We start from the raw sequence: 24,235 nt of genomic DNA, 5'->3' as shown, positions 1-24,235 counted from the left end.
GAGCGAGAGAGACCGAGAGAGACCACGACATGTCCAAGCACACGCTCTCCGTCCTGGTGGAGAACACACCGGGCATCCTCGCCCGGATCGCCGCCCTCTTCTCCCGGCGCGGCTTCAACATCGACTCGCTCGCGGTGGGCGTCACCGAGCACGCCGACATCTCCCGCATCACCATCGTGGTGAACGTCGAGGACCTGCCGCTGGAGCAGGTGACCAAGCAGCTCAACAAGCTCGTCAACGTGCTGAAGATCGTCGAGCTGGAGCCCGGTCAGGCCGTCCAGCGTGAACTCGTTCTGGTGAAGGTCCGCGCGGACAACGAGACCCGGTCCCAGATCGTGGAGATCGTCCAGCTGTTCCGCGCCAAGACCGTCGACGTCTCCCCGGAGGCCGTCACCATCGAGGCCACCGGCTCCGGCGACAAGCTGTCCGCGATGCTGAAGATGCTGGAACCCTTCGGCATCAAGGAGCTGGTGCAGTCCGGCACCATCGCCATCGGACGCGGCTCCCGCTCCATCACCGACCGCTCGCTGCGCGCCCTCGACCGCACGGCGTGAGCCCCGGCCCGGCCGCCCCGCCCGGCGACCGGATACCGAGACCCCGAAACCTTCCGTCCCCCCACCGCAATACGGTGGGACGCAGCACCCGCACCTCAAGGAGAGAACCAGTGGCCGAGCTGTTCTACGACGCCGACGCCGACCTGTCCATCATCCAGGGCCGCAAGGTCGCGGTCATCGGCTACGGCAGCCAGGGCCACGCCCACGCCCTGTCGCTGCGGGACTCGGGCGTCGACGTCCGAGTCGGTCTGCCCGAGACCTCCAAGTCCCGTGCCAAGGCCGAGGAGCAGGGCCTGCGCGTGGTCACCGCGGCCGAGGCCGCCGCCGAGGCCGACGTCATCATGATCCTGGTCCCGGACCCGCTCCAGGCCCAGGTCTACGAGGAGTCCATCGCCCCGAACCTGAAGGACGGCGACGCGCTGTTCTTCGGCCACGGCTTCAACATCCGCTTCGGCTTCATCAAGCCCCCGGCCGAGGTCGACGTCTGCATGGTCGCCCCCAAGGGTCCCGGCCACCTGGTCCGCCGCCAGTACGAGGAGGGGCGCGGCGTGCCCTGCATCGTCGCGGTCGAGCAGGACGCCTCCGGCAACGCCTTCCCGCTGGCCCTGTCGTACGCCAAGGCCATCGGCGGCACCCGTGCCGGTGTCATCAAGACCACCTTCACCGAGGAGACCGAGACCGACCTGTTCGGTGAGCAGGCCGTGCTCTGCGGCGGCACCGCCGCCCTGGTCAAGGCGGGCTTCGAGACCCTGACCGAGGCCGGGTACCAGCCCGAGATCGCCTACTTCGAGTGCCTGCACGAGCTGAAGCTGATCGTGGACCTCATGTACGAGGGCGGCCTGGAGAAGATGCGCTGGTCCATCTCCGAGACCGCCGAGTGGGGCGACTACGTCACCGGCCCGCGCATCATCACCGACGCCACCAAGGCCGAGATGAAGAAGGTCCTCGCCGAGATCCAGGACGGCACCTTCGCCAAGAACTGGATGGACGAGTACCACGGCGGTCTGAAGAAGTACAACGAGTACAAGGACCAGGACTCCGAGCACCTGCTGGAGACCACCGGCAAGCAGCTGCGCAAGCTGATGTCCTGGGTCGACGAAGAGGCGTGAGCCCGAAGGCGGCCGGCGGCGGCACCCCTTGGCGGGGTGCCGCCCGGCCGGCCGCCGGGCCACTACACTGCTGCACAACAAACGCGTCAGGCCCACAGTGTCGTGCGTCTTCCACGCGGCTAGCACCCTCCACCGCCAGCGGCCGTCGGGACGGCCGTCCGCATTGGACTTGTGAGGACTCACGTGAGCTCGTACCCCAGCCGAAAAGCCACGGTACTCATCGCAGAAGAGCTGTCGCCCGCGACCGTGGACGCACTCGGCCCGGATTTCGAGATCCGGCACTGCAACGGAGCCGACCGCGCCGAACTGCTCCCCGCCATCGCCGACGTGGACGCGATTCTCGTCCGCTCGGCGACCAAGGTCGACGCCGAGGCGATCGCCGCGGCCAGGAATCTGAAGGTCGTCGCACGAGCCGGCGTCGGCCTGGACAACGTCGACGTCTCCGCCGCCACCAAGGCCGGCGTGATGGTCGTCAACGCCCCCACCTCCAACATCGTCACCGCCGCCGAACTGGCCTGCGGTCTGCTCGTGGCCAGCGCGCGCAACATCCCGCAGGCCAACACCGCCCTGAAGAACGGCGAGTGGAAGCGCAGCAAGTACACCGGCGTCGAGCTGGCCGAGAAGACCCTCGGCGTGGTCGGCCTCGGCCGCATCGGCGCCCTGGTCGCCCAGCGCATGTCCGCCTTCGGCATGAAGGTCGTCGCCTACGACCCCTACGTACAGCCCGCCCGGGCCGCGCAGATGGGCGTCAAGGTGCTGTCGCTGGACGAGCTGCTGGAGGTCTCCGACTTCATCACCGTCCACCTGCCCAAGACCCCCGAGACCCTCGGCCTGATCGGTGACGAGGCGCTGCGCAAGGTCAAGCCGACCGTGCGCATCGTCAACGCCGCGCGCGGCGGCATCGTCGACGAGGCGGCGCTGTACGCGGCGCTGAAGGAGGGCCGGGTCGCCGGCGCCGGGCTCGACGTGTACGCGAAGGAGCCGTGCACCGACTCCCCGCTGTTCGAGCTGGACCAGGTGGTCTGCACCCCGCACCTGGGCGCCTCCACCGACGAGGCCCAGGAGAAGGCGGGCATCGCGGTGGCCCGCTCGGTGCGCCTCGCCCTCGCCGGTGAGCTGGTGCCGGACGCGGTCAACGTCCAGGGCGGTGTCATCGCCGAGGACGTGAAGCCCGGTCTGCCGCTCGCCGAGCGTCTCGGCCGTATCTTCACCGCGCTGGCGGGCGAGGTCGCGGTCCGCCTCGACGTCGAGGTGTACGGCGAGATCACCCAGCACGATGTGAAGGTGCTCGAACTCTCCGCGCTCAAGGGCGTGTTCGAGGACGTGGTGGACGAGACCGTCTCCTACGTCAACGCCCCGCTGTTCGCGCAGGAGCGCGGTGTCGAGGTCCGGCTGACCACCAGCTCGGAGTCGGCCGACCACCGCAACGTGGTCACCGTGCGCGGCACCCTCGCGGGCGGCGAGGAGGTGTCGGTCTCCGGCACGCTCGCCGGTCCCAAGCACGTCCAGAAGATCGTCGCGGTCGGTGACTACGACGTGGACCTGGCGCTCGCCGAGCACATGGTCGTCCTGCGCTACGAGGACCGTCCCGGTGTCGTCGGCACCGTCGGCCGGGTCCTCGGCGAGGCGGGCGTCAACATCGCCGGTATGCAGGTGGCCCGTTCCACCGCCGGTGGGGAGGCGCTGGCCGTGCTCACCGTGGACGACACGGTGTCGCCCGCCACGCTGACCGAGCTGGCCGAGGAGATCGGGGCGACCTCCGCCCGTTCGGTCAACCTGGTCTGAGCCGTATCTGAAACACAGCGGGCGCCGGGCGGACCCACTCGCGGTCCGCCCGGCGCTCCGTCGTTCTCCGGCTACTTCACGTCCCGCCCGCGCAGGGTCAGCGCGGCGCCGACGGCGGCGAGGACCAGCACGAGCGCTCCGGCGACGGCCGCCGCGTGCATCCCGGCGGTGAACGCCTCCCGCGCCGAGGCGAGCAGCGCCTCGCCGGACCGGCCGGGCAGCCGGGCCGCGGTGACCAGCGCCCCGCCCAGGGTCTCGCGGGCCTCCGCCGGGGCGCCGGACGGCATCCGGTGGCCGTAGACGGCCGCGCCGACCGAGCCGAGCACCGCCATGCCCAGCGCGCCGCCGAACTCCGTGGCCGTCTCCAGCAGCGACGAGGCGGTGCCCGCACGCTCCACCGGGGCGCTGCCCATGGCCAGGTCGGTGAGCTGGGACAGCACCATCACCGCGCCGCAGGCCAGCACCCCGGCCGCGGCCAGCAGCAGCCACAGCGAGCCGGTGCCGGTGAGCGCGAGCAGCCCGTACCCGGCCGCGGAGACCGCGAACCCGGCGGCTACCACCCGGCCCCGGTCCACGCCCCGTGCGACCAGCGCGGCGGTGACCGGTCCGGCGACCCCGATCAGCACCGAGGGAAGCAGGCTCCACAGCGCGGCCGACAGCGGGCTCTTGCCCAGCACGGACTGGAGGTACTGCGTGGTGAAGATCGCCGAGCCCATCATGCCGAAGGCGGACACCAGCGTCAGCACCACGGCCGGGGTGAAGCCCCGGTTGCGCAGCAGCGCGGGCGGGACCAGCGGGGAGGCGGCGGTGCGCTGGCGGTGGACGAAGAGCGCCGCGAAGAGCAGACCGACCGTCACCGACATCACGTACCGCACGTGCCAGCCCTCGGACGGGATCTCCTTCAGGCCGTAGATCACCGGCAGCACGGCGGCCAGCGACAGCGGGACGCTCACCCAGTCGAAGCGGCCGGGGGAGGGGGTGCGGGACTCGGGGAGCAGGAACGGGCCGAGGAGAAGCAGCAGAAGCATCGCGGGCAGGTTGACCAGGAAGACCGAGCCCCACCAGAAGTGCTCCACCAGCACCCCGCTCATCACCGAGCCCAGCGCGATACCGCCGGTCATCACCCCGGACCACAGCCCGATCGCCTTCGCCCGCTCGGCGGGGTCGGTGAACATCGTGCGCAGCAGCGCCATGGTGGACGGCATCAGGGTGGCCCCGCCGACACCGAGGATCGCGCGGGCCGCGATCAGGGTCGGGGCGCTGTCGGCGTAGGCGGCGAGGACCGAGGCGGCGCCGAAGGCGGCGGCCCCCGCCAGCAGGAGCCGGCGGCTGCCGAAGCGGTCGCCGAGGGAGCCCATCGTCATCAGCAGCCCGGCGAGGACGAAGCCGTAGATGTCGAAGATCCAGAGCTGCTGGGTGCCGGTCGGGCGGAGGTCGGCGCTGATCGCGGGGGTGGCGAAGTACAGCACGGACACATCCATCGAGACCAGCAGCAGGGGCAGCATCAGCACGCCCAGCGCGGTCCACTCGCGCCGTCCGGCACGAACGGGCTTGTCCTGCACGGGGGTCGGGGTGGTGCTCGTCGGGTTCACCATGCCGAGGAATGTACGCACGTCTTAAACGCTTGTCTAGAACGACTGTATAAGTCATGTGTCTAGGACGCTTGTATGGACAGCGGTACGCTGACCGGCATGGGACACCGTGAGGATCTGCTCGAAGGCGCCAAGCGCTGCCTGCTGGCGAAGGGGTTCGCCCGGACCACGGCGCGCGACATCGTGAAGGAGTCGGGCACCAACCTCGCCTCCATCGGCTACCACTACGGCTCCAAGGACGCCCTGCTCGCGCAGGCGTACGTGGCGCTGGTGGAGGGGATGGGGGACGCGTTCGAGGGGGACACGGCCGGCGACAGCGCGACCCCGCCCGGCTCCCTCGAGCGGTTCGAGGAGGTCTGGTCGAACATCGTCGACACCATGCGTGAGCCGGGTTCGATCTGGCGGCTCAGCATGGAGGTCGTGACCATGGGCGACCAGATGCCCGAGGTCCGCGACCATCTGGCCGCGGCCCAGCGCGAGGCGGGGCGCGGCCTCATCCCCCTGCTCATGGGCGGCCGCGAAGAAGACGTCACGGACGAGACGGCGGACACCCTCGGCGTGTTCTACGTGACCCTCATGACCGGTCTCATCGCCCAGTGGTCCTTCGATCCGAAGTCCGCGCCCACCGCCGACCGCCTGACCGAGGGTCTGCGTCAGATCATCGCGGCGGCCCGGAGAAGCTGACCGCTCAGCCCAGCCGCGCCCGCTTCAGCGCCATGTGCAGCAGCAGCCGGTCCTCGCCGTCGTCCAGGTCCAGGCCGGTCAGCCGCTCCACCCGGCCCAGCCGGTAGTACAGCGTCTGCCGGTGGATGCCCAGCTCGGCCGCCGCCCGGCCGGCCTGGCCCGCGCAGTCGAGGTAGACCTCGGCGGTGCGGGCCAGCTCGTGGTGGGCGGGGGAGAGCAGCGGCACCGCAACCGGGTCCAGGGCCGACCTCGGCGGCAGCGCGGACAGCAGCCGGTACGGTCCGATGCCCCGCCACTCGGCCACCGGCGCGAACCTCGGCTCGGCGAGCGCGGCCCGTGCCGCCGCCGACGCCTCCTGCCACACCGTGCCCAACTCGGCGAGCCCCACGCGGGGTTCACCGACCCCCACCCCGACGACCGCGCCCTCCGCCTCCTTCACCAGCCGCGCGGCCGTCACCAGCGCCGGGGCCGTCACCTCCGTGACGCGCAGCCGCACCAGCACCGCGAGGCTCTGCGCCGTCGCGCCCCACGGCACCGTGCACAGCGCGGTGGCGTGCGGGACGGTGCGTACCGAGGGGGCGTCGTCGGGGTCGGCGGAGAACCAGGGGGCGACGCAGACCACGGTGTGCGGGCCGTCCGCGCGCGGGCCCAGCGCGGTGCGCAGGTCGGTGACGGCCATGTCCCGCTGCCAGCCGTCCTCCGCCGTGAGCACCGCCCGCAGCTCCCGGCCGAGCCCCGCCCCGGCCCGCGCCTCGTCGGCGAGCAGCGCGCCGATCCGCCCGGTCACCGGCATGGCGGCGGCCAGCTGGGCGTCGCTCGGACCGGGATCGTCGTCCAGCAGCCACACATAGCCGAGCACGACACCCCGATGGCGTACCGGCAGACAGATCCGGCCCCGGTAGACGCCCGCCTCCGGCGTGGGCGGGATGCGGACCGGCGCCGTCGCGCGGGTGATGCCGAAGCCCTCGAACCACGCCCGCACCGCCGAGGTCGAGCGCCGGGTCAGGATCGAGCGGGCCCGCACCGGGTCCAGCGCGGTGGGATCGAGCTCGCCCTCGCTGTCGTACGCGCCGAACGCGATCAGCTCGAAGTCCCGGTTCTCCAGGGTCGCCGGGGCGCCCAGCAGCTCCGAGATCTCGTCCACCAGCTCCTGGTAGTCATCTCTGTAATCGGCCGCCACCCGGGCATTCTGCCGCATTTCCGAGGCGGCTTCATACATCTGTCTGAGAACCGGTGATCGGATGCGTGACGTCTGTCGATGGCCGACCATCGAAGAGATCCCTAGGTTTCACGGTGGTTCTCCGTGCCGTCCCCGAATCGTCGGGTCCCGGCCGTCTTCGGTGCTTTTGTTGTGGAGGTGCCCCGTGCTGGGTCCCGTGATTCTCGCCGCCTCGCGCAGCGACCGGATGCGTCGTCTGATCTCGGCCGCCCCGGTGACCAAGCAGGTCGTCGACCGGTTCATCCCCGGCGAGACCGTGGACGACGTCGTCCCGATCATCGCGGAGCTGACCGCCAAGGGCCTCCAGCTGACGATGGACGTCGTCGGCGAGGACATCACCACCCCCGAGCAGGCCGCCGCCGCCCGCGACGCCTACCTCGCGCTGGTCGACCACCTGGGTGAGCTCGCACTGGGCGAGCGGGTCGAGATGTCGGTCAAGCTCTCCATGTTCGGCCAGGCGCTGCCCGGCGGCCACGAGCTGGCCCTCGCCAACGTCCGCCCGGTCGTCGAGGCCGCCGCCGCCATCGGCACCACGGTCACGCTGGACGCCGAGGACCACACCACCCTCGACTCGATGTTCGCCATCCACGAGGAGCTGCGGAAGGACTTCCCGCAGACCGGCTGCGTCATCCAGGCGTACCTGTTCCGCACCGAGGCCGACGCCCGCCGCCTGGCCGAGGCCGGCAGCCGGGTCCGCCTGGTCAAGGGCGCCTACAAGGAGCCCGCCGAGGTCGCGTACCAGCAGAAGCACGAGATCGACAAGGCGTACGTCCGCGTCCTGAAGACGCTGATGGAGGGCGACGGGTACCCGATGATCGGGTCCCACGACCCCCGCCTCATCTCCATCGCCCAGGAACTCGCGCACCGCGCGGGCCGTAAGCTCGACGAGTACGAGTTCCAGATGCTCTACGGCATCCGGGGCGAGGAGCACCTGCGGCTGGCCGCCGAGGGGCACCGCATGCGTGTCTACACCGCCTACGGCACCGACTGGTACGGCTACTTCATGCGCCGTCTCGCCGAGAAGCCGGCGAACCTCCAGTTCTTCGTACGCAGCATGATCACCAAGGGCTGAGCCCGACACCCGCTCAAGATAAAGGAGTTACGGATCTCATGGACGCTGTGACCCAGGTCCCCACCCCCGTCAACGAGCCGGTGCACGGCTACGCCCCCGGCTCGCCCGAGCGCGCCCGGCTGGAGGCCAAGCTCAAGGAGCTGGCCGAGAACCCGGTCGACCTGCCGATGACCATCGGCGGCGAGAAGCGGATGGGCGGCGGCGAGACCTTCCAGGTGGTCCAGCCGCACAACCACAAGGCCGTGCTCGGCACCCTGCGCAACGCCACCCGCGAGGACGCCCAGGACGCGATCGACGCCGCCCTGGCCGCCGCCCCGGCCTGGCGCGCGATGTCCTTCGACGACCGTGCCGCGATCATCCTGCGCGCCGCCGAGCTGCTGTCCGGCCCCTGGCGCGAGACCATCGCCGCCTCCACCATGCTCGGCCAGTCCAAGACGGCCCAGCAGGCCGAGATCGACAGCCCCTGCGAGCTGGTCGACTTCTGGCGCTTCAACGTGCACTACGCCCGCCAGATCCTGGCCGAGCAGCCCCCGGCCAACTCGCCGGGCGTGTGGAACCGCATGGACCACCGCCCGCTGGAGGGCTTCGTCTACGCGATCACGCCGTTCAACTTCTCGGCCATCGCCGCCAACCTGCCCACCGCGCCCGCCCTCATGGGCAACGTGGTGGTCTGGAAGCCGTCCCCGACGCAGACCCACGCCGCCGTGCTGCTGATGAAGCTGCTGGAGGAGGCCGGGCTGCCCAAGGGCGTCATCAACCTGGTCACCGGCGACGGCATCGCCGTCTCCGAGGTCGCCCTGGAGCACCGCGACCTCGCGGGCATCCACTTCACCGGCTCGACCAAGACCTTCCAGTACCTGTGGAAGACGGTCGGCAACAACATCGAGAAGTACCGCGCCTACCCGCGTCTGGTCGGCGAGACCGGCGGCAAGGACTTCGTCGTCGCGCACCCGAGCGCCGACCGCGCCGTGCTGAAGACCGCGCTGACCCGCGGCTCCTTCGAGTACCAGGGCCAGAAGTGCTCGGCCAGCTCCCGCGCCTACGTCCCGGCCTCCATCTGGAACTCCGGTTTCAAGGAGGAGTTCGCGGCCGAGATCGACGGCCTGACCGTGGGTGACGTCACCGACCTGTCGAACTTCATGGGCGCGGTCATCGACGAGCGCTCCTTCGCCAAGAACAAGGCCGCCATCGACCGCGCCGCCGAGGACCCCGCCTGCCGAATCGTCGCGGGCGGCTCCTACGACGACGCGGTGGGCTACTTCGTCCGCCCGACCGTCATCGAGTGCACCGACCCGGAGAACGAGGTCTTCCGCACCGAGTACTTCGGCCCGATCCTCGCCGTGCACGTCTACGAGGACGACAAGTACGACGAGATGCTGACCCAGATGGAGTCGGTGTCGGACTACGCCCTCACCGGCGCGGTCATCTCCAACGACCGCGCGGCGGCGGCGTACACGATGGAGAAGCTCCGCTACGCGGCGGGCAACTTCTACATCAACGACAAGTCCACCGGCGCCGTCGTCGGCCAGCAGCCCTTCGGCGGCGGCCGCGCCTCCGGCACCGACGACAAGGCCGGCGCCCCGCAGAACCTGATGCGCTGGACCCTGACCCGCGCCATCAAGGAGACCCTGGTCCCGCCGACCGAGTACGGCTACCCGCACATGGGCTGACCCCCACGGGCCGTTCGGCCCCCACGATCCGGCCCGGCGAGCCTGCCCTGAACAGGCTCGCCGGGCCGTCGTGCGTCGTCCGGTTGTTGCTAGCGTGCGCCCATGGACGGCATGGACGGATTCTCCCTCTCCTGGTCGGCCCTGCGGGCGGCGGTGGCGGGCCTCGCCGACGAGGACTTCGGCCGGCCCTCCGGCTGCGCCGGCTGGCTGGTCCGGGACCTGGTGTGCCATCTCGTCATCGATGCCCAGGACGTCCTGATCACCCTCGTCACACCCGCCGGCACCGGACCGACCCGTGACGCGGCGACGTACTGGACCGTCACCCACACCGCGCCGACCGGCGAGGACCCGCTGGACGCCCTGACCGTCCGGCTGGCGGCGGCCTACGAGGACCCGGCCCTGCTGAAGTTCCACCTGGACGACGTGGGCTCCGCCGCCGGCCGCGCGGCCCTGCTCGCCGACCCCGCCGCCCGGGTCGCCACCCAGGACCAGGTCCTCACCGCGTCCGACTACCTCTCGGCGTACGTCCTGGAGTGGACCCTCCATCACCTGGACCTGATCGCCCACGTACCGGACGCCCCGGCCCCGCCGCCCGAGACCCTGGCCGCGGCCCGCGCCCTGCTGGAGCGGATCGCCGGGACGCCGTTCCCCGCCGCGCTGTCCGACACGGACGCCCTCCTCCTCGGCACCGGCCGCCGCAGCCCGACCCCCGGGGAGCGGACTCAGCTCGGCCCGCTGGCCGACCGGGTGCCCTTCGTCATCGGCTGAGGGCACCCGGACAAAAGCGCAGGTCAGGCGGGTCGGGATCGGCTCGCCGTCTCAGATAGTAGGAAGTCCGAGTAATCATGCAGACAGGCGCGGTCCGGTCCCTTAGCTTGGGATGAGCCGAACGAATCGCTCCATCCAGCGAATGGCGGTCGTGAGCCGCGCCCCGCGCAGGCAACCCCTGCGGCGTGCGCTCTCCGCCCCTTCCGGCGTCTCACAGCTCATCGCTGCCGTGCAACCACTCTGTCGAAGGAGTCGATTTCCCATGGCCGAGACGACCGTCCGCCGCCGCGTGCGCCACACCTCCCGCTCCGACGAGACCGACCGCGCCAAGGCCGCGGCCGCCCTCCAGCGCGCCCTCGACCGCCGGGACAACGGCGGCGAGACCGGACACTGAGCCGAGCCGCGCGGGACGGACCGTCCGCTGTCCGCATCGCGGACGGTCCGTGTCATCCCGTGGGACGCGGAGTAGGGTGCCGACCATGTCTCGCAGCATCAATCTCGCAGTGATCCCCGGGGACGGCATCGGCCAGGAGGTCGTGGCCGAGGGTCTCAAGGTCCTCTCCGCCGTCCTGCCCCAGGACGTGAAGCTGGAGACCAAGGAGTACGACTTCGGCGCCCGGCGCTACCGGGCCACCGGTGAGACCCTCACCGACGCCGACCTCGACGCCCTGAAGGCCCACGACGCCATCCTGCTCGGCGCCATCGGCGACCCGTCGGTGCCGTCCGGCGTCCTGGAGCGCGGCTTCCTGCTCAAGCTCCGCTTCGCCTTCGACCACCATGTGAACCTGCGCCCCTCCAAGCTGCTCCCCGGCGTCGCCACCCCGCTCGCCGGCCAGCCGGAGATCGACTTCATCGTGGTCCGCGAGGGCACCGAGGGCCCCTACACGGGCAACGGCGGCACCATCCGCACCGGCACCGAGCACGAGGTCGCCACCGAGGTCTCGGTGAACACCGCCTACGGTGTCGAGCGCGTCGTCCGCGACGCCTTCGCCCGCGCCCAGGCCCGCCCGCGCAAGAAGCTCACCCTGGTCCACAAGAACAACGTGCTCACCTTCGCCGGGCACCTGTGGACCAACATCTTCAACAAGGTGGCCGAGGAATACCCCGAGGTCACCACCGAGTACATCCACGTGGACGCGGCCACCATCTACCTGGTCACCCAGCCCGAGCGCTTCGACGTGATCGTCACCGACAACCTCTTCGGCGACATCATCACCGACCTCGCGGCGGCCGTCTCCGGCGGCATCGGCGTGGCCGCGTCGGGCAACATCAACCCGACCCGCGCGTACCCGTCCATGTTCGAGCCGGTGCACGGCTCCGCCCCGGACATCGCCGGACAGGGCAAGGCCGACCCCACCGCCACGGTCCTCTCCGTCGCCCTGCTGCTGCGCCACCTCGGCTACGACGCCGAGGCCGACCGTGTGGAGGCGGCCGTGGCCGCCGACCTCACCGGGCGCGCCGGGCTACCGCCGCGCACCACCGCCGAGATCGGCGACGCGCTCGTAGGGCGAGTAACCGGCTGACCCGTAAGGCCCCCGAAAGGGCCGCCGGGTCGCTTCAGGCGCCCGGCGGCCCTTTGCCGTGCCCGTGCCGGGTGCCACCATCGAGCCCTGGGTCGCATTCACCCCGATTCCTTCCGGCGCCCCCGCCGCGCGATAATCGAACGCGGAGCCGCGATATGAGGGAATGCCTGGACGGCGTGAGCGCGGCCCGCCACCACCGGTGCCGCGTTCTGCCGGGGGTGACCTGAGGCACCGGCCGCAGCGCCGGCGCCGCCCGTCCCACGCCAGGAAGAGAAGGACTGCCGCCCATGACGACGCCCACGATCGAGCTCAAGCCCTCCGCCCACCCGCTCGCCGCCGCGGAGCGCGAGGCGATCCTGACCAGCCCCGGCTTCGGCCGCCGCTTCACCGACCACATGGTGACGATCAAGTGGACCGAGGGCCGCGGCTGGCACGACGGCCAGCTCGTCCCGTACGCGCCGATCCCGCTCGACCCGGCCACCAACGTCCTGCACTACGCCCAGGAGATCTTCGAGGGCCTGAAGGCGTACCGGCAGCCCGACGGCACGGTCGCCACCTTCCGGCCCGAGCAGAACGCCCTGCGCTTCCAGCGCTCCGCGCACCGCCTGGGCATGCCCGAGCTGCCCGTCGAGACGTTCATCGAGGCGTGCGACGCACTGATCGCCCAGGACATCGACTGGGTGCCCGCGCACGGCGGCGAGGAGTCCCTCTACCTGCGCCCCTTCATGATCGGCACCGAGGTCGGCCTGGGCGTCAAGCCGTCCAACGAGTACCTCTTCATCGTCATCGCCTCCCCGGCCGGCGCCTACTTCCAGGGCGGCGTGAAGCCGGTGTCGATCTGGGTCTCCGAGGACCGCGTCCGCGCCGTCCCCGGCGGCATGGGCGACGCCAAGACCGGCGGCAACTACGCGGCCTCCCTGCTCGCCCAGGCCGAGGCCGCCGCCAAGGGCTGCGACCAGGTCTGCTACCTCGACGCCGTCGAGCACCGGTGGGTCGAGGAACTGGGCGGCATGAACCTGTTCTTCGCCTACGGAAACAAGATCGTCACCCCCACCCTGACCGGCTCCATCCTGGAGGGCGTCACCCGTGACTCCCTGCTGGCCGTCGCCCGCGACCTCGGCTACGAGGCCGAGGAGGGCCGCGTCTCGGTCGACCAGTGGCAGCGCGACACGGAGAACGGCACCCTCACCGAGGTCTTCGCCTGTGGCACCGCCGCCGTGATCACCCCGGTCGGCACCGTCAAGCGGGCCGGCGCCGAGTGGAAGCAGAGCGGTGGCGGGCCCGGCGAGGTCACCCTCCGCCTCCGCGAGGCCCTGCTCGACATCCAGCGCGGCAAGACCGAGGACAAGCACGGCTGGATGCACCGGATCGGCTAGTCACCCACCCACGGGACCGCCCCCGGACTCCGAGGCGGTCCCGTGTGGACAGTGCGGCCCGCATGCTGAGACACCCCGTGGGACGGTGGGCGTTCTGTGCCAGACTGCCCGCGTGCTCTCGCTCACCATGATTATGGGCAGCAGGCGCGCCGGTCCGCAGTGACCACCTCGCACGACCAGATGCGGGTGGCACCGTCGTCCTCGACCCGCGCGCAGACCTCTCGCACCCGCGAGGGGTTTTTTCGTTTTCCGGCCCAACCGCAGCCGGAGGCGGAGCGCGAGGGACCATGGGGGGAACGGTGGAGCCGGTCATTTCCGGTAAGACCGACATTCACAACAGGAGCCTTCAGACCATGACCGCAACCAGCGAGCTCGACGATTCGTTCCACGTCTTCGACACGACGCTGCGCGACGGCGCGCAGCGCGAGGGCATCAACCTCACCGTCGCGGACAAGCTGGCCATCGCACGGCACCTGGACGACTTCGGCGTGGGCTTCATCGAGGGCGGCTGGCCCGGCGCCAACCCGCGCGACACCGAGTTCTTCGCCCGCGCCCGCGAGGAGCTGCGCCTGAAGCACGCGGTGCTCGTCGCCTTCGGCGCCACCCGTCGCCCCGGCGCCAAAGCCGCCGACGACCCGCAGGTCAGAGCGCTGCTGGAGTCCGGCGCCCCCGTCATCACCCTGGTCGCCAAGGCCCACGACCGGCATGTGGAGCTGGCGCTGCGCACCACGCTCGACGAGAACCTGGAGATGATCCGGGACACCGTCGCCCATCTGCGCGCCGAGGGCCGCCGGGTCTTCGTCGACTGCGAGCACTTCTTCGACGGCTACCGCGCGAACCCCGAGTACGCCAAGGCGGTCGTGCGCACCGCCTCCGACGCCGGCGCCGACGTGGTCGTCCTCTGCGACACCAACGGCGGCATGCTCCCGGCGCAGATCACGGCCGTCGTCGGCACCGTCCTCGCCGACACCGGCGCCCGGCTCGGCATCCACACCCAGGACGACACCGGCTGCGCCGTCGCCAACACCCTCGCCGCCGTCGACGCGGGCGCCACCCACGTCCAGTGCACGGCCAACGGCTACGGCGAGCGCGTCGGCAACGCCAACCTCTTCCCGGTGGTCGCCGCGCTGGAGCTGAAGTACGGCAAGAAGGTCCTCCCCGACGGCCACCTGCGCGAGACCACCCGGATCTCGCACGCCATCGCCGAGGTCGTCAACCTCACCCCCTCCACCCACCAGCCCTACGTCGGCGTCTCCGCCTTCGCCCACAAGGCCGGCCTGCACGCCTCCGCGATCAAGGTCGATCCGGACCTGTACCAGCACATCGACCCCGAGCGGGTCGGCAACACCATGCGGATGCTCGTCTCCGACATGGCCGGACGCGCCTCGATCGAGCTGAAGGGCCGGGAACTCGGCGTCGACCTCGGCGACGACCGCGCCCTGATCGGCCGCGTCGTCGAGCGCGTCAAGGAACGCGAGCTGAAGGGCTACACGTACGAAGCCGCCGACGCCTCCTTCGAGCTGCTGCTGCGCGCCGAGGCGCAGGGTGCGCCGGTCAAGTACTTCGAGGTCGAGTCCTGGCGGGCCATCGTGGAGGACCGCCCCGACGGTACCCACGCCAACGAGGCCACCGTGAAGCTGTGGGCAAAGGGTGAGCGGATCGTCGCCACCGCCGAGGGCAACGGCCCGGTCAATGCCCTCGACCAGGCGCTGCGGGTGGCCCTGGAGAAGATCTACCCGCAGCTCGCCAAGCTGGAGCTGGTGGACTACAAGGTCCGCATCCTGGAGGGCAAGCACGGCACCCGCTCCATCACCCGCGTGCTGATCTCCACCAGCGACGGGGCGGGGGAGTGGTCCACGGTCGGCGTCGCGGAGAACGTCATCGCCGCCTCCTGGCAGGCCCTGGAGGACGCCTGCACCTACGGGCTGCTCCGCGCGGGCGTCGAACCGGCCGAGTAGCGGACACGGCGGGGCGGGTCAGGGGGCGCGCCAGACGTTGTCGAAGGCGTCCTCCTCGATCCGCCGCCGCTGCCGTACCGCCTCCAGCTCGGTCAGCGCCTGGCCCAGAGCGGCGAGGACGACCGCCACCCGGTCGTCCTTGACGCTCTCGGCCGCGCCCTCGTGCTCCGGGTCCTCGATGCCGAGGGCGGCGGCGAGGCCCGCGAGGACCGGCTCGTGCCTGGCCCACTGCCCGGCCGCGTGCCGCCGGGCGTCGGAGTCGATCCGGTCCACCGACCGGTCGGCGCGCCGGAACAGCTGCCGCAGGCCGGAACCCGACGGCTCCGCGTGCTCCAGCGCGTCCCGGTAGGCGGCGGAGAGCCCGTCCCCCCGCCGCCACAGCCAGTCCTCGGCGCTCTCGTACGGCTCGGCGCGGATCAGCGCCGCGCCCGCCTCGTCCAGCAGCCGGTCACCGGTGAGGTGCTCCGAGAGGGGCACGATCCGGTCGTCCCGCAGGGTGACCACCTGGGCGGTGAGCAGATCGAGCAGCTCCGCCGCCGCCAGGGCCAGCGACAGATCCCCCTGTTCCACGGGCCGGTCGGCGGGCACGTCCAGCGCGACGAACAGCAGATCCTGCGGTGTGGTCATCTCGGGCTCCCCGGTCACAGTCGGTACGGCGCGGGTACCACCATCGCCCGCGCCGGAAACCCGCCCCGCGCTACCTCAGCGTCCACTTCTGGTTGGCCGCCCCCGTGCACGACCAGATCTGGGCCCGTGCCCCGTTGGCCGAGGAGTTGTCCGTGACGTCCAGGCACTTGTCCGCCGCGGTGTTCACCACGTCCCCGGTGGAGGCGTTGTACGACCACCGCTGGGCGCCGGTGCCGTTGCAGTCGTAGAGCTGGACCTTGGCGCCGTTGGCGGTCGACGCCGAGACCACGTCGAGGCACTTGCCGAGCGCCCTGACCGAGCCGTCCGCCGCGACCGTCCACTGCTGGGCGGTGCTGCCGTTGCAGTCGTAGAGCTGCACCGCGCTCCCGTTGGCGCTCGAACCGCCCGCCACGTCCAGGCACTTGCCCGCGAGGCCCGCGAAGGCGCCGGTGCGGGAGCTGTCGCCCAACTGGCCGCCGGCCCAGGTGAAGGTGGCCGAGGTGCGGGCGGGCAGCGAGTAAGTGGCGTGCTGTGAGCCCCAGTTGATCGTCAGCTGCTTGGCCGAGGAGGCGCCGTTGTACGCGATCAGCGCCTTGCTGCCGTCGGGGTTGCGCCAGGCCACGTTGGGCACCGCGCTCGATGCCGTGGAGGCGACGCGCTGGGCGCCGGGGCGGACGAACTTGGTGAGGTGGCCCATGTCGTAGTACTCGACCGTGTAGTCCACGCTCCCGCTGCGGCCGTCGCCGTTGTGCACGGTGACCAGCCCGGTGCAGGTGCCGCAGCCGCCGTTGTGCGGGCCCATGTTCTGGTCCACGGCGAGGGACCACTTGGTCACCGACTTCGCCCAGTTACGGGTGTAGTTGATGATGTCGGACAGGTCCTCGCGCTGCTGGTCCGCGATCCAGGTGCCCCCGGAGTGCTCGGTGGCGAAGGCGTCCAGCGCGGGGTACTGGTTGTGCACGGCCGTCTGCTTGTTCACGTCGCCGCCGTAGCCGTGCCAGGCGATGCCGCCGAAGTTGGGGTGGCTGCGCACGGCCGCGTCGTCCACGGTCTGGGCGGCGTAGGAGTCGTAGGTGTCCCAGTTCCAGTCGTGCGCCAGGACCTTGGTCGACAGGCCCGCCTGCTGGAGCTTGGGCAGCAGCTCGCTCTTGGTGAAGTAGGCGAGACCGCCGGCGTTCCAGCTCATCGACGGGTAGCCCGAGCAGCAGGTCGGCTCGTTCTGCGCGGTGACGTACGAGACGGGCACGCCCTGATCGCGCCACCCCTGGAGGTACTTGACGAAGTACGACGCGTAGGCGCCGTAGTCCTCCGCCTTCAGCCAGCCGCCGTTGAGGGAGCCGCTGTCCTTCATCCACGCCGGGGCCGTCCACGGGGACGCCATCACCGTCAGGTCGGGGTTCAGCTGGCGGGCCTGCTTGGTGAGCGGGAGGACGTCGGCGAGGTCACGGGCGAGGGAGAACTTCGCCAGGGAGGGGTCGGTCTGCCCGGCCGGCACGTCGTCGTAGGTGTAGCCGGAGCGGGCCAGGTCGGAGGCGCCCATCGGGTTGCGCAGGAACGACAGCCCGATGCCGTCCGTGGGCGAGAACAGCTTGCGCATGGTGGCGTCCCGCGTCGACTGGGACAGGGCGCCACTGCTGTTCATCAGCCAGGCGGCGGTGTCGGTGAAGGAGGCTCCGCCGCCGGTGAAGGTCTGGTAGCGGGTGTTCTCGTCCACCGTGATGTTCTCGCCGCCGCCACCGGTGCCGGCCGAGAAGGCGAACGGCGTCTGCGGCTCCAGGCCGCGTACGACATGCCGTCCCGCGGAGTCGTCGGTGGTGGTCAGCCAGGCCGTGACCGGCTCGCCCGCCGCGTGCGCGGACGGGGTGGCGAGCGTGGTGATCCCGGCCGTCGTCAGCAGCGCGGCCAGCAGCAGCCGGGCCGGACGCAGGGGTCGTCTCATGGGGCGCCGCCCTTCAAGAGGTGGGGGGATGAGGGAACAGCGGCGTGCGAGGCGTGAGTAAATGACGGCTCCGGCACCGCGTCAAGGGGTCGCGCATTCAGAAGGCGAACGCGCAACCACGAGAGCCTCAAGTCGAGTTGACGGAGCGTCATGTCACGTGCGAAGGGTTGACGGGCTCCAGGGGACCCCAGTTCACTCAAGCCGTGAGCTAAGTCATGAGTGAACGCTATGTCCTGAGTGAACCCAGAGCCGAGGGAAGGTCCATGCGCAGAACCGCCCTGCTCGTCTCCACCGCTCTGCTGACCGCACTGCTCCCGCTGGCCGGAGGCATCGCCACCGCCTCCGGCGCCGACGGCACCGACCCGGCCCCCGTGCCGGTCGACCGCTTCGAGGGCGAAGTGCCCTTCGCCGCCCAGCCCGCCGAGGGCATCTTCACCTGGGGCGGCGACAGCGACGACCCGCCCGCCCTGGAGCTGACCGCCCGCGCCGACGCCCCCGAGGGCGCCAAGGTGCTCACCGGAAGCTACGACATCAGCGGCTACGGGGGCTTCACCCACGACTACGCCGCCACCGCCCCCGCCCACGACTGGTCCGCCCACCGGGGGGTGCGCCTGTGGTGGGAGGGACAGAGCAGCGGGAAGAAGATCACCTTCGAGATCAAGGACGGCGGTGCGCACGGCGAGGCGTCCGAGCTGTGGACGACCTCCTTCACCGACGACTTCACCGGCTGGAAGCGGATCGAGCTGCCGTTCTCCGCGTTCACCTATCGCACGGACTACCAGCCGGTCGGCGGCATCGACCACGTTCTCGGCCTCACCCAGATGTGGGGTTACGCCGTCACCCTGCCGACCGGCGTCAAGGGCCGCTTCGCCATGGACGGCGTCGAGCTGTACGGCGCCGCCGACCCGGCGCTGCGCGCCTCCGTCACCACCGACACGGCCGTCCGCCCGGTGAAGGAGGGCGGCACGGCGAGCGTCCGCGTCACCCTCGCCACCACCGACGCGCAGCCCGTCACCTCCCCGGTGACCGTCGCCTACGCCACCGGCGAGGGCACCGCCCGCCCCGGCGAGGACTACACGCCCGCCTCCGGCACCCTCACCTTCCCGGCCGGCACCCCCTCCGGGACCTCTCAGGCCGTGAAGGTGACCACCCTGAAGGACCGCACCGCCGAGGCCGCCGAGACCGTCCCGCTGGGGCTCACCGTCACCGGCGCCAAGGCCCCCGCGGAGAACCCGCAGGTCGTCATCGACGCCCACGGACTGCCGTACCTGGACACCAAGTTGCCGGTGCGCAAGCGCGTCGCCGACCTGCTCGGGCGGATGTCGCTCGCGGAGAAGGCCGGGCAGATGACCCAGGCCGAGCGCGGCGCCGTCTCCGCCCCGAACGACATCGCCGCCTACGACCTGGGCTCCCTGCTCTCCGGCGGCGGCTCCACGCCCACCCCGAACACCCCGGCCGCGTGGGCGAAGATGATCGACGGCTTCCAGCTCCGCGCCCAGGCCACCCGCTTCCAGATCCCGCTGATCTACGGCGTCGACGCGGTCCACGGCCACAACAACCTCACCGGCGCCACCGTCCTGCCGCACAACATCGGCATCGGCGCCACCCGCGACCCCCAACTCGCCCAGCGCGCCGGGGTGGTGACCGCCTCCGAGGTCCGTGCCACCGGCATCCCCTGGGACTTCGCGCCCTGTCTCTGTGTCAGCCGTGACGAACGCTGGGGCCGCTCGTACGAGTCCTTCGGTGAGGACCCGGCGCTGGTCGAGTCCATGGAGACCGTGATCCAGGGCCTCCAGGGCAGCGCCGACGGCAGCGACCTCGCCCGCGCCGACAAGGTGCTGGCCACCGCCAAGCACTTCGTCGCCGACGGCGGCACCGCCTACGGCTCCTCCACCACCGGCACCTACACCGTCGACCAGGGCGTCTCCACGCTCACCCGGCAGCAACTGGAGGCCGTGCACCTCGCGCCGTACCAGGACGCAGTGAAGCGTGGCGTCGGCACCGTGATGCCCTCGTACTCCTCGCTCGACGTGGCCGGCGACGGACGCGGCCCGGTCAAGATGCACGCCCGCGCCGATCTGATCAACGGCGCGCTCAAGGGCCGCATGGGCTTCGACGGCTTCGTCATCAGCGACTGGAACGCCATCGACCAGCTCCCCGGCGACTACGCGACCCAGGTCCGCACCTCGGTCAACGCGGGCGTCGACATGATGATGGTCCCCTACACCTACAAGGAGTTCAGCGCGGCCCTCACCGCCGAGGTGAAGGCCGGCCGGATCAGCGAGCGGCGGATCGACGACGCGGTCTCCCGCATCCTCACCCAGAAGTTCCGCCTCGGCCTCTTCGAGCGCCCCTACGCCGACACCTCCGGCGCCGCCGCCATCGGCTCCCCGGCCCACCGGGCCATCGCCCGCGAGGCCGTCGCCAAGTCCCAGGTGCTGCTGAAGAACGACGGTGACCTGCTGCCGCTGCGCAAGAGCCAGAAGGTGTACGTCGCCGGGTCCAACGCCGACGACATCGGCAACCAGTCCGGCGGCTGGACCATCACCTGGCAGGGCTCCTCCGGGAACATCACCAAGGGCACCACGATCCTTGCCGGCATCCGCGAGGCGGGCGGAAAGGTCACGTACTCCAAGGACGCCTCCGCGCCGACCGCCGGGCACGACGTGGGCGTGGTCGTCGTGGGGGAGACCCCCTACGCCGAGGGCGTCGGCGATGTGGGCAACGGCCACGAGCTGACCCTGTCCGCCGCCGACCGGGCCGCCGTCGACAAGGTGTGCGGCGCCATGAAGTGCGTGGTGCTGACCGTCTCCGGCCGACCGCTGCTGCTCGGCGACCGGCTCGGGAAGATCGACGCGGCCGTCGCCTCCTGGCTGCCCGGCACCGAGGGCGGCGGCGTCGCCGACGTGCTCTACGGCAAGCGGCCCTTCACCGGCCAGCTCCCCGTCACCTGGCCGCGCAGCGAGGCCCAGCTGCCGATCAACGTGGGCGACAGCGCGTACGACCCGCAGTACCCCTACGGGTGGGGTCTGACCACACGAGTCACGGCGAAGAGCAGTGCGCTGAGCACCCTCGGCAAGGCGGCCGCGACCGCCGAGCGCCGCCACGACGACCAGCGGGGACGCGAAGTGGTCACCCAGGCCAGGCTGATCGTCCAGCACAAGGTGGGCCAGCGGATCACGGCGGCCGTGGCGAAGCCCTTCGCCGAGGCCGACCACGCACTGCTCACCGGCCGGTACGGCCAGGCACTGCTGAAGCTGCTCCAGGCGTACCGCGCGGCCCGCTGACCAGCAGATCAGATCCGCACATCTGACCGAATGGGGGAGGCTTCAGGTAGCGTCGAAGCATGAAGGCCGTGCTCTCGACCCGCGCCCGAAGCCTCCCCGCACTCATACTCGCGGCGCTGGCGATGGTCCTGGTGCCCCTGTTCGCGTTCGCACCCGGCGCCAGTGCCGTCACCAGCGCCTCCACCATCGGCCAGGCCCTGCGCAAGAGCCCGGTCTACGTCGACCCGGCCGCCTCCGGGCAGCTCTCCCGCGCCGACACCGACGCGCTCGCCAAGAAGATCAAGGACGCCGGCAAACCGGTGTTCGTGGTGGTCCTGCCCGACGGGTATCCGACCAAGACGGTCCTGCGGGATGTCCGGTCGGCCACCGGCATCACCGGTCTGTACGGCGTCCGCGTCGGCGACCGCTTCGCCGCAGGCTCCGACCCCTCGGTCATCTCCGCCACCGCCCGCGCGAACCTGGTGGCAAGCGTCCGCGGTGAGGGCGCCAAGGCCCAGCTCACCGACTTCACCGACCGCGCGCTCGACACCGTACGCGGCCACGCCCCCTCCTCCTGGGGCTCCTCCGACAACGGCGGCGGGGTCTCCACCACGGCGCTGATCGTCGCCGGGGCGGTCGTGGTGGCGGGCGGCGCCGGTGTCTACACCCTCAGCCGCCGCAACCGGCGCCGCCGCGAGGACGAGCAGCAGGCCGCCCTGGAGCGGCTGCGGGTCGTCGTGGACGAGGACATCACCGCCTTCGGCGAGGAACTCGACCGGCTCGACTTCAATCCGGGCGAGCCCGGCGCCGACGACGCCATGCGCACCGACTACGAGAACGCCCTGAACGCCTACGACGACGCCAAGCGCCGTATGGGCGAGGCCCGCAAGCCGGAGGACGTGCGCGGGGTCACCGAGGCGCTGGAGAACGGCCGGTTCTCCCTCGCCGTGCTCGGCGCCCGCCGCGAGAAGCGGCCCCTGCCCGAGCGGCGTCCGCCCTGCTTCTTCGACCCCCGGCACGGTCCCTCCGTCACCGACGCCACCTGGACCCCGTCCGGCGGCAGCACCCGCGAGGTGCCGGTGTGCGCGGCCGACGCCACCCGGCTGGCCGACGGCCGCGAACCGGCCACCCGCGAGGTGGAGACCGAGTACGGCCGCCGCCCCTACTGGGACGCGGGTCCGGCCTACGGCCCCTGGGCGGGCGGCTACTTCGGCGGCGGCCTGCTGCCCGGCCTGCTCGTCGGCACCATGCTCGGCGGCATGATGGCCACCCCGTCCTACGCGGCCGACTTCGGCGGTGGCTACGGCGACTTCGGCGACCAGGGCGGTTTCCAGGGCGGCGACATGTCCGGCACCGACTTCGACCCCAGCGGCTTCAGCGACGGCTTCGGCGGCGGGGACTTCGGCGGTGGCGGCGACTTCGGAGGCGGCGGGGACTTCGGCGGCGGCGGCTTCTGACGCCCCGCCCCGGCCCCGTACACGCGTGAGCGCCCCGTCCCTCGAAGGGGGAGCGGGGCGCTCACGCGTGGTGCGGCCGGACCGCCGTGGGTTCACGCGTTCTTGATGGCCGACACGTCGAAGCTGAGCTTGATCTTGTCGGAGATCAGCACGCCGCCCGTCTCCAGGGCCGCGTTCCAGGTCAGGCCCCACTCGGAGCGCAGCAGCTCCGCCTTGCCCTCGAAGCCGACGCGCTCGTTGCCGAACGGGTCGGTGGCGGCGCCGTTGAACTCCAGGTCGATGGTGATCGGCCGGGTCACGCCGAGGATGGAGAGGTCACCGGTGATCCGGTAGTCGTCGCCGCCGAGGGACTCCGCCTTGGTGGAGCGGAAGGTCATCGTCGGGAACTCGTCCGTCTTGAAGAAGTCGGCGGACTTCAGGTGGGTGTCCCGGTCGGCGTTGCCGGTGTCGATGCTGTCCATCACCACGTCGAGCGTCGCGGTGGACTTGGCCGGGTCGTCACCGTCCAGGTGCAGGGAGCCGGTGAACTCCGTGAAGCTGCCCTTGACGTTGGTGACCATGGCGTGCCGCGCGGTGAAGCCGATCGAGGTGTGCGCGGGGTCGATGGTGTAGTCGCCGGTCGGCGCGGCGAGGCCGGTGCCCGCGTCGGCGGTGGGTGCGGGGGTGCTGTCCTTGCGGCCGAAGATGCCCATGGTGTGCTCCTTGAGAGGGTTCCGGGAGAGTCTGTTTAACGTTCAACGAACTCGACGGTTACGACCGTAGACCCATTCGGTTCGATTTTCAACATCATTCGGTGCGTGTTTCCATCCTGACCCAGAGTTACCGCGTACGCCCTCTGGCGGACGCGCGTAGAACTCGGGCACCATCTGTCTGCACCACCTGCACAGCCGCCCCACAGCAAGCACGGCCAACCGCAGGAAGGGTCACTTCATGAAGGTCCGCTCCGTCCTGACCGCGCTCGCCCTCGTCGTCGCCCCTGGCGTCGCCGTGGTCGGCACCGCCTCCGACGCCTTCGCCGTCACCAAGATCAGCCACGCCACCGCCACCCAGATGTTCCGCGACGTCGGCATCACCTGGTCGTCCTCCGGCGGCTGCTCCAACCGCCAGAACTCCACCTGTACGTCGTTCGACCAGCTCAACCTGCCGACCGCTCAGGGTGCCCAGACCCTGAAGCGGGCCACCGGCTGCGCGCTCAACATCACCGGCGGCACCGAGGTCGGCCACGCCTCCGGCACCTACTCGCACTACAACGGCTACAAGCTCGACTACGGCAAGAACACCTGCGTGACCTCGTACATCAAGAACACCTTCACCTACATCGGGCTGCGCGGGGACGGCGCGCCGCAGTACCAGTCCGGGTCGGGCAACATCTACGCCGACGAGGGCAACCACTGGGACGTCCTGTACTACAACTGCGGCGGCTGCTGAGCCGAACCGCGCCGGACGGCGGAAGGTAGGGTTGCCGCGGTGGCCCCTTCCGCCGTCCGGGTGTCCCCGTGTCACTCCGGGGATGGCATGTCCCACCCAGGAATCCGAGGGCCCGCGACACCCCCCGCTTTGTGGCAGCCCTACAAAGACGGCGCCCTCTGAGCAGTCGGAACGCCTGCATCGCGCCCCGGTTCTGTTCGGTCGTACC

Annotated in this window: 19 protein-coding genes; 14 read left to right on the top strand and 5 right to left on the bottom strand. The window is 71.1% G+C overall.

The window, feature by feature from the left end; genetic code table 11:
* Window positions 1-29: 29 nt before the first annotated feature.
* From ilvN to serA, 3 genes are all read left to right on the top strand, one after another.
* Window positions 30-554, top strand: a complete 525-nt coding sequence (ilvN, locus tag ACIGA3_RS25215) for an acetolactate synthase small subunit (RefSeq protein WP_161189469.1) — start codon at window positions 30-32, stop codon at window positions 552-554.
* Between the two features lie 110 nt (window positions 555-664).
* Window positions 665-1,663, top strand: coding sequence for a ketol-acid reductoisomerase (gene ilvC, locus ACIGA3_RS25210; RefSeq protein ID WP_399719746.1), 999 nt, complete (start codon window positions 665-667; stop codon window positions 1,661-1,663).
* A gap of 183 nt (window positions 1,664-1,846) precedes the next feature.
* Window positions 1,847-3,448, top strand: coding sequence for a phosphoglycerate dehydrogenase (gene serA / locus ACIGA3_RS25205; protein ID WP_399719743.1), 1,602 nt, complete (start codon window positions 1,847-1,849; stop codon window positions 3,446-3,448).
* 71 nt (window positions 3,449-3,519) lie between these two features.
* On the opposite strand, the gene ACIGA3_RS25200 is transcribed toward serA, so the two are convergent.
* On the bottom strand, window positions 3,520-5,043 hold the full coding sequence (locus tag ACIGA3_RS25200) for an MFS transporter (protein WP_399719740.1): 1,524 nt from the start codon (window positions 5,041-5,043) through the stop codon (window positions 3,520-3,522).
* Between the two features lie 96 nt (window positions 5,044-5,139).
* Here ACIGA3_RS25200 and ACIGA3_RS25195 point away from each other — a divergent pair, with 96 nt between their 5' ends.
* Complete coding sequence (locus ACIGA3_RS25195; protein ID WP_399719738.1) at window positions 5,140-5,724, top strand: TetR/AcrR family transcriptional regulator; 585 nt, start codon at window positions 5,140-5,142, stop codon at window positions 5,722-5,724.
* A 4-nt stretch (window positions 5,725-5,728) separates the two neighbouring features.
* Here ACIGA3_RS25195 and ACIGA3_RS25190 read toward each other — a convergent pair whose 3' ends face one another.
* A complete protein-coding gene (locus ACIGA3_RS25190) occupies window positions 5,729-6,922 on the bottom strand; it encodes a PucR family transcriptional regulator (RefSeq protein WP_399719735.1) in 1,194 nt (397 codons plus the stop codon).
* 166 nt (window positions 6,923-7,088) lie between these two features.
* Here ACIGA3_RS25190 and ACIGA3_RS25185 point away from each other — a divergent pair, with 166 nt between their 5' ends.
* From ACIGA3_RS25185 to cimA, 7 genes are all read left to right on the top strand, one after another.
* Window positions 7,089-8,015: a proline dehydrogenase family protein gene (locus ACIGA3_RS25185; RefSeq protein ID WP_399719732.1), complete on the top strand. Its 927-nt coding sequence runs from the start codon at window positions 7,089-7,091 to the stop codon at window positions 8,013-8,015.
* Between the two features lie 38 nt (window positions 8,016-8,053).
* Window positions 8,054-9,685 carry an L-glutamate gamma-semialdehyde dehydrogenase gene (gene pruA / locus ACIGA3_RS25180; RefSeq protein WP_399719729.1) on the top strand — a complete coding sequence of 544 codons (1,632 nt, stop codon included), beginning with the start codon at window positions 8,054-8,056 and terminating at the stop codon, window positions 9,683-9,685.
* Window positions 9,686-9,796: 111 nt separating this feature from the next.
* Window positions 9,797-10,453, top strand: coding sequence for a maleylpyruvate isomerase N-terminal domain-containing protein (locus ACIGA3_RS25175; protein ID WP_399719915.1), 657 nt, complete (start codon window positions 9,797-9,799; stop codon window positions 10,451-10,453).
* A gap of 262 nt (window positions 10,454-10,715) precedes the next feature.
* Window positions 10,716-10,847 (top strand): hypothetical protein, encoded by a 132-nt coding sequence (locus tag ACIGA3_RS25170; protein WP_279614272.1) that lies wholly within the window; start codon window positions 10,716-10,718, stop codon window positions 10,845-10,847.
* Between the two features lie 85 nt (window positions 10,848-10,932).
* Window positions 10,933-11,976, top strand: a complete 1,044-nt coding sequence (locus ACIGA3_RS25165; RefSeq protein ID WP_399719725.1) for a 3-isopropylmalate dehydrogenase — start codon at window positions 10,933-10,935, stop codon at window positions 11,974-11,976.
* Between the two features lie 287 nt (window positions 11,977-12,263).
* The gene (locus ACIGA3_RS25160; protein ID WP_399719722.1) at window positions 12,264-13,352 is read left to right on the top strand and encodes a branched-chain amino acid aminotransferase; all 1,089 of its coding nucleotides are present in this window, start codon (window positions 12,264-12,266) and stop codon (window positions 13,350-13,352) included.
* A 353-nt stretch (window positions 13,353-13,705) separates the two neighbouring features.
* Window positions 13,706-15,310 (top strand): citramalate synthase, encoded by a 1,605-nt coding sequence (gene cimA, locus ACIGA3_RS25155; RefSeq protein ID WP_399719719.1) that lies wholly within the window; start codon window positions 13,706-13,708, stop codon window positions 15,308-15,310.
* Between the two features lie 18 nt (window positions 15,311-15,328).
* Here the strand turns inward: cimA and ACIGA3_RS25150 are convergent, their stop codons facing one another.
* Together ACIGA3_RS25150 and ACIGA3_RS25145 are read right to left on the bottom strand one after the other, a co-directional pair.
* The gene (locus ACIGA3_RS25150; protein ID WP_399719716.1) at window positions 15,329-15,937 is read right to left on the bottom strand and encodes a GPP34 family phosphoprotein; all 609 of its coding nucleotides are present in this window, start codon (window positions 15,935-15,937) and stop codon (window positions 15,329-15,331) included.
* Between the two features lie 70 nt (window positions 15,938-16,007).
* Complete coding sequence (locus tag ACIGA3_RS25145) at window positions 16,008-17,876, bottom strand: ricin-type beta-trefoil lectin domain protein (RefSeq protein WP_399719714.1); 1,869 nt, start codon at window positions 17,874-17,876, stop codon at window positions 16,008-16,010.
* A gap of 263 nt (window positions 17,877-18,139) precedes the next feature.
* On the opposite strand from ACIGA3_RS25145, the gene ACIGA3_RS25140 reads away from it, so the two are divergent.
* Window positions 18,140-21,163, top strand: coding sequence for a glycoside hydrolase family 3 protein (locus ACIGA3_RS25140; RefSeq protein WP_399719711.1), 3,024 nt, complete (start codon window positions 18,140-18,142; stop codon window positions 21,161-21,163).
* Window positions 21,164-21,222: 59 nt separating this feature from the next.
* A complete protein-coding gene (locus tag ACIGA3_RS25135; RefSeq protein WP_399719708.1) occupies window positions 21,223-22,599 on the top strand; it encodes a hypothetical protein in 1,377 nt (458 codons plus the stop codon).
* Window positions 22,600-22,691: 92 nt separating this feature from the next.
* Here the strand turns inward: ACIGA3_RS25135 and ACIGA3_RS25130 are convergent, their stop codons facing one another.
* Window positions 22,692-23,291, bottom strand: coding sequence for a YceI family protein (locus ACIGA3_RS25130; RefSeq protein ID WP_399719705.1), 600 nt, complete (start codon window positions 23,289-23,291; stop codon window positions 22,692-22,694).
* 238 nt (window positions 23,292-23,529) lie between these two features.
* Between ACIGA3_RS25130 and ACIGA3_RS25125 the strand changes: the two genes are divergently transcribed.
* A complete protein-coding gene (locus tag ACIGA3_RS25125; protein WP_399719703.1) occupies window positions 23,530-24,027 on the top strand; it encodes a hypothetical protein in 498 nt (165 codons plus the stop codon).
* Window positions 24,028-24,235: the final 208 nt, after the last annotated feature.

The organism is Streptomyces sp. NPDC085596, from assembly GCF_044541565.1.
Classification (GTDB): domain Bacteria; phylum Actinomycetota; class Actinomycetes; order Streptomycetales; family Streptomycetaceae; genus Streptomyces.
This window is presented reverse-complemented; position numbering and strand designations above follow the sequence as displayed.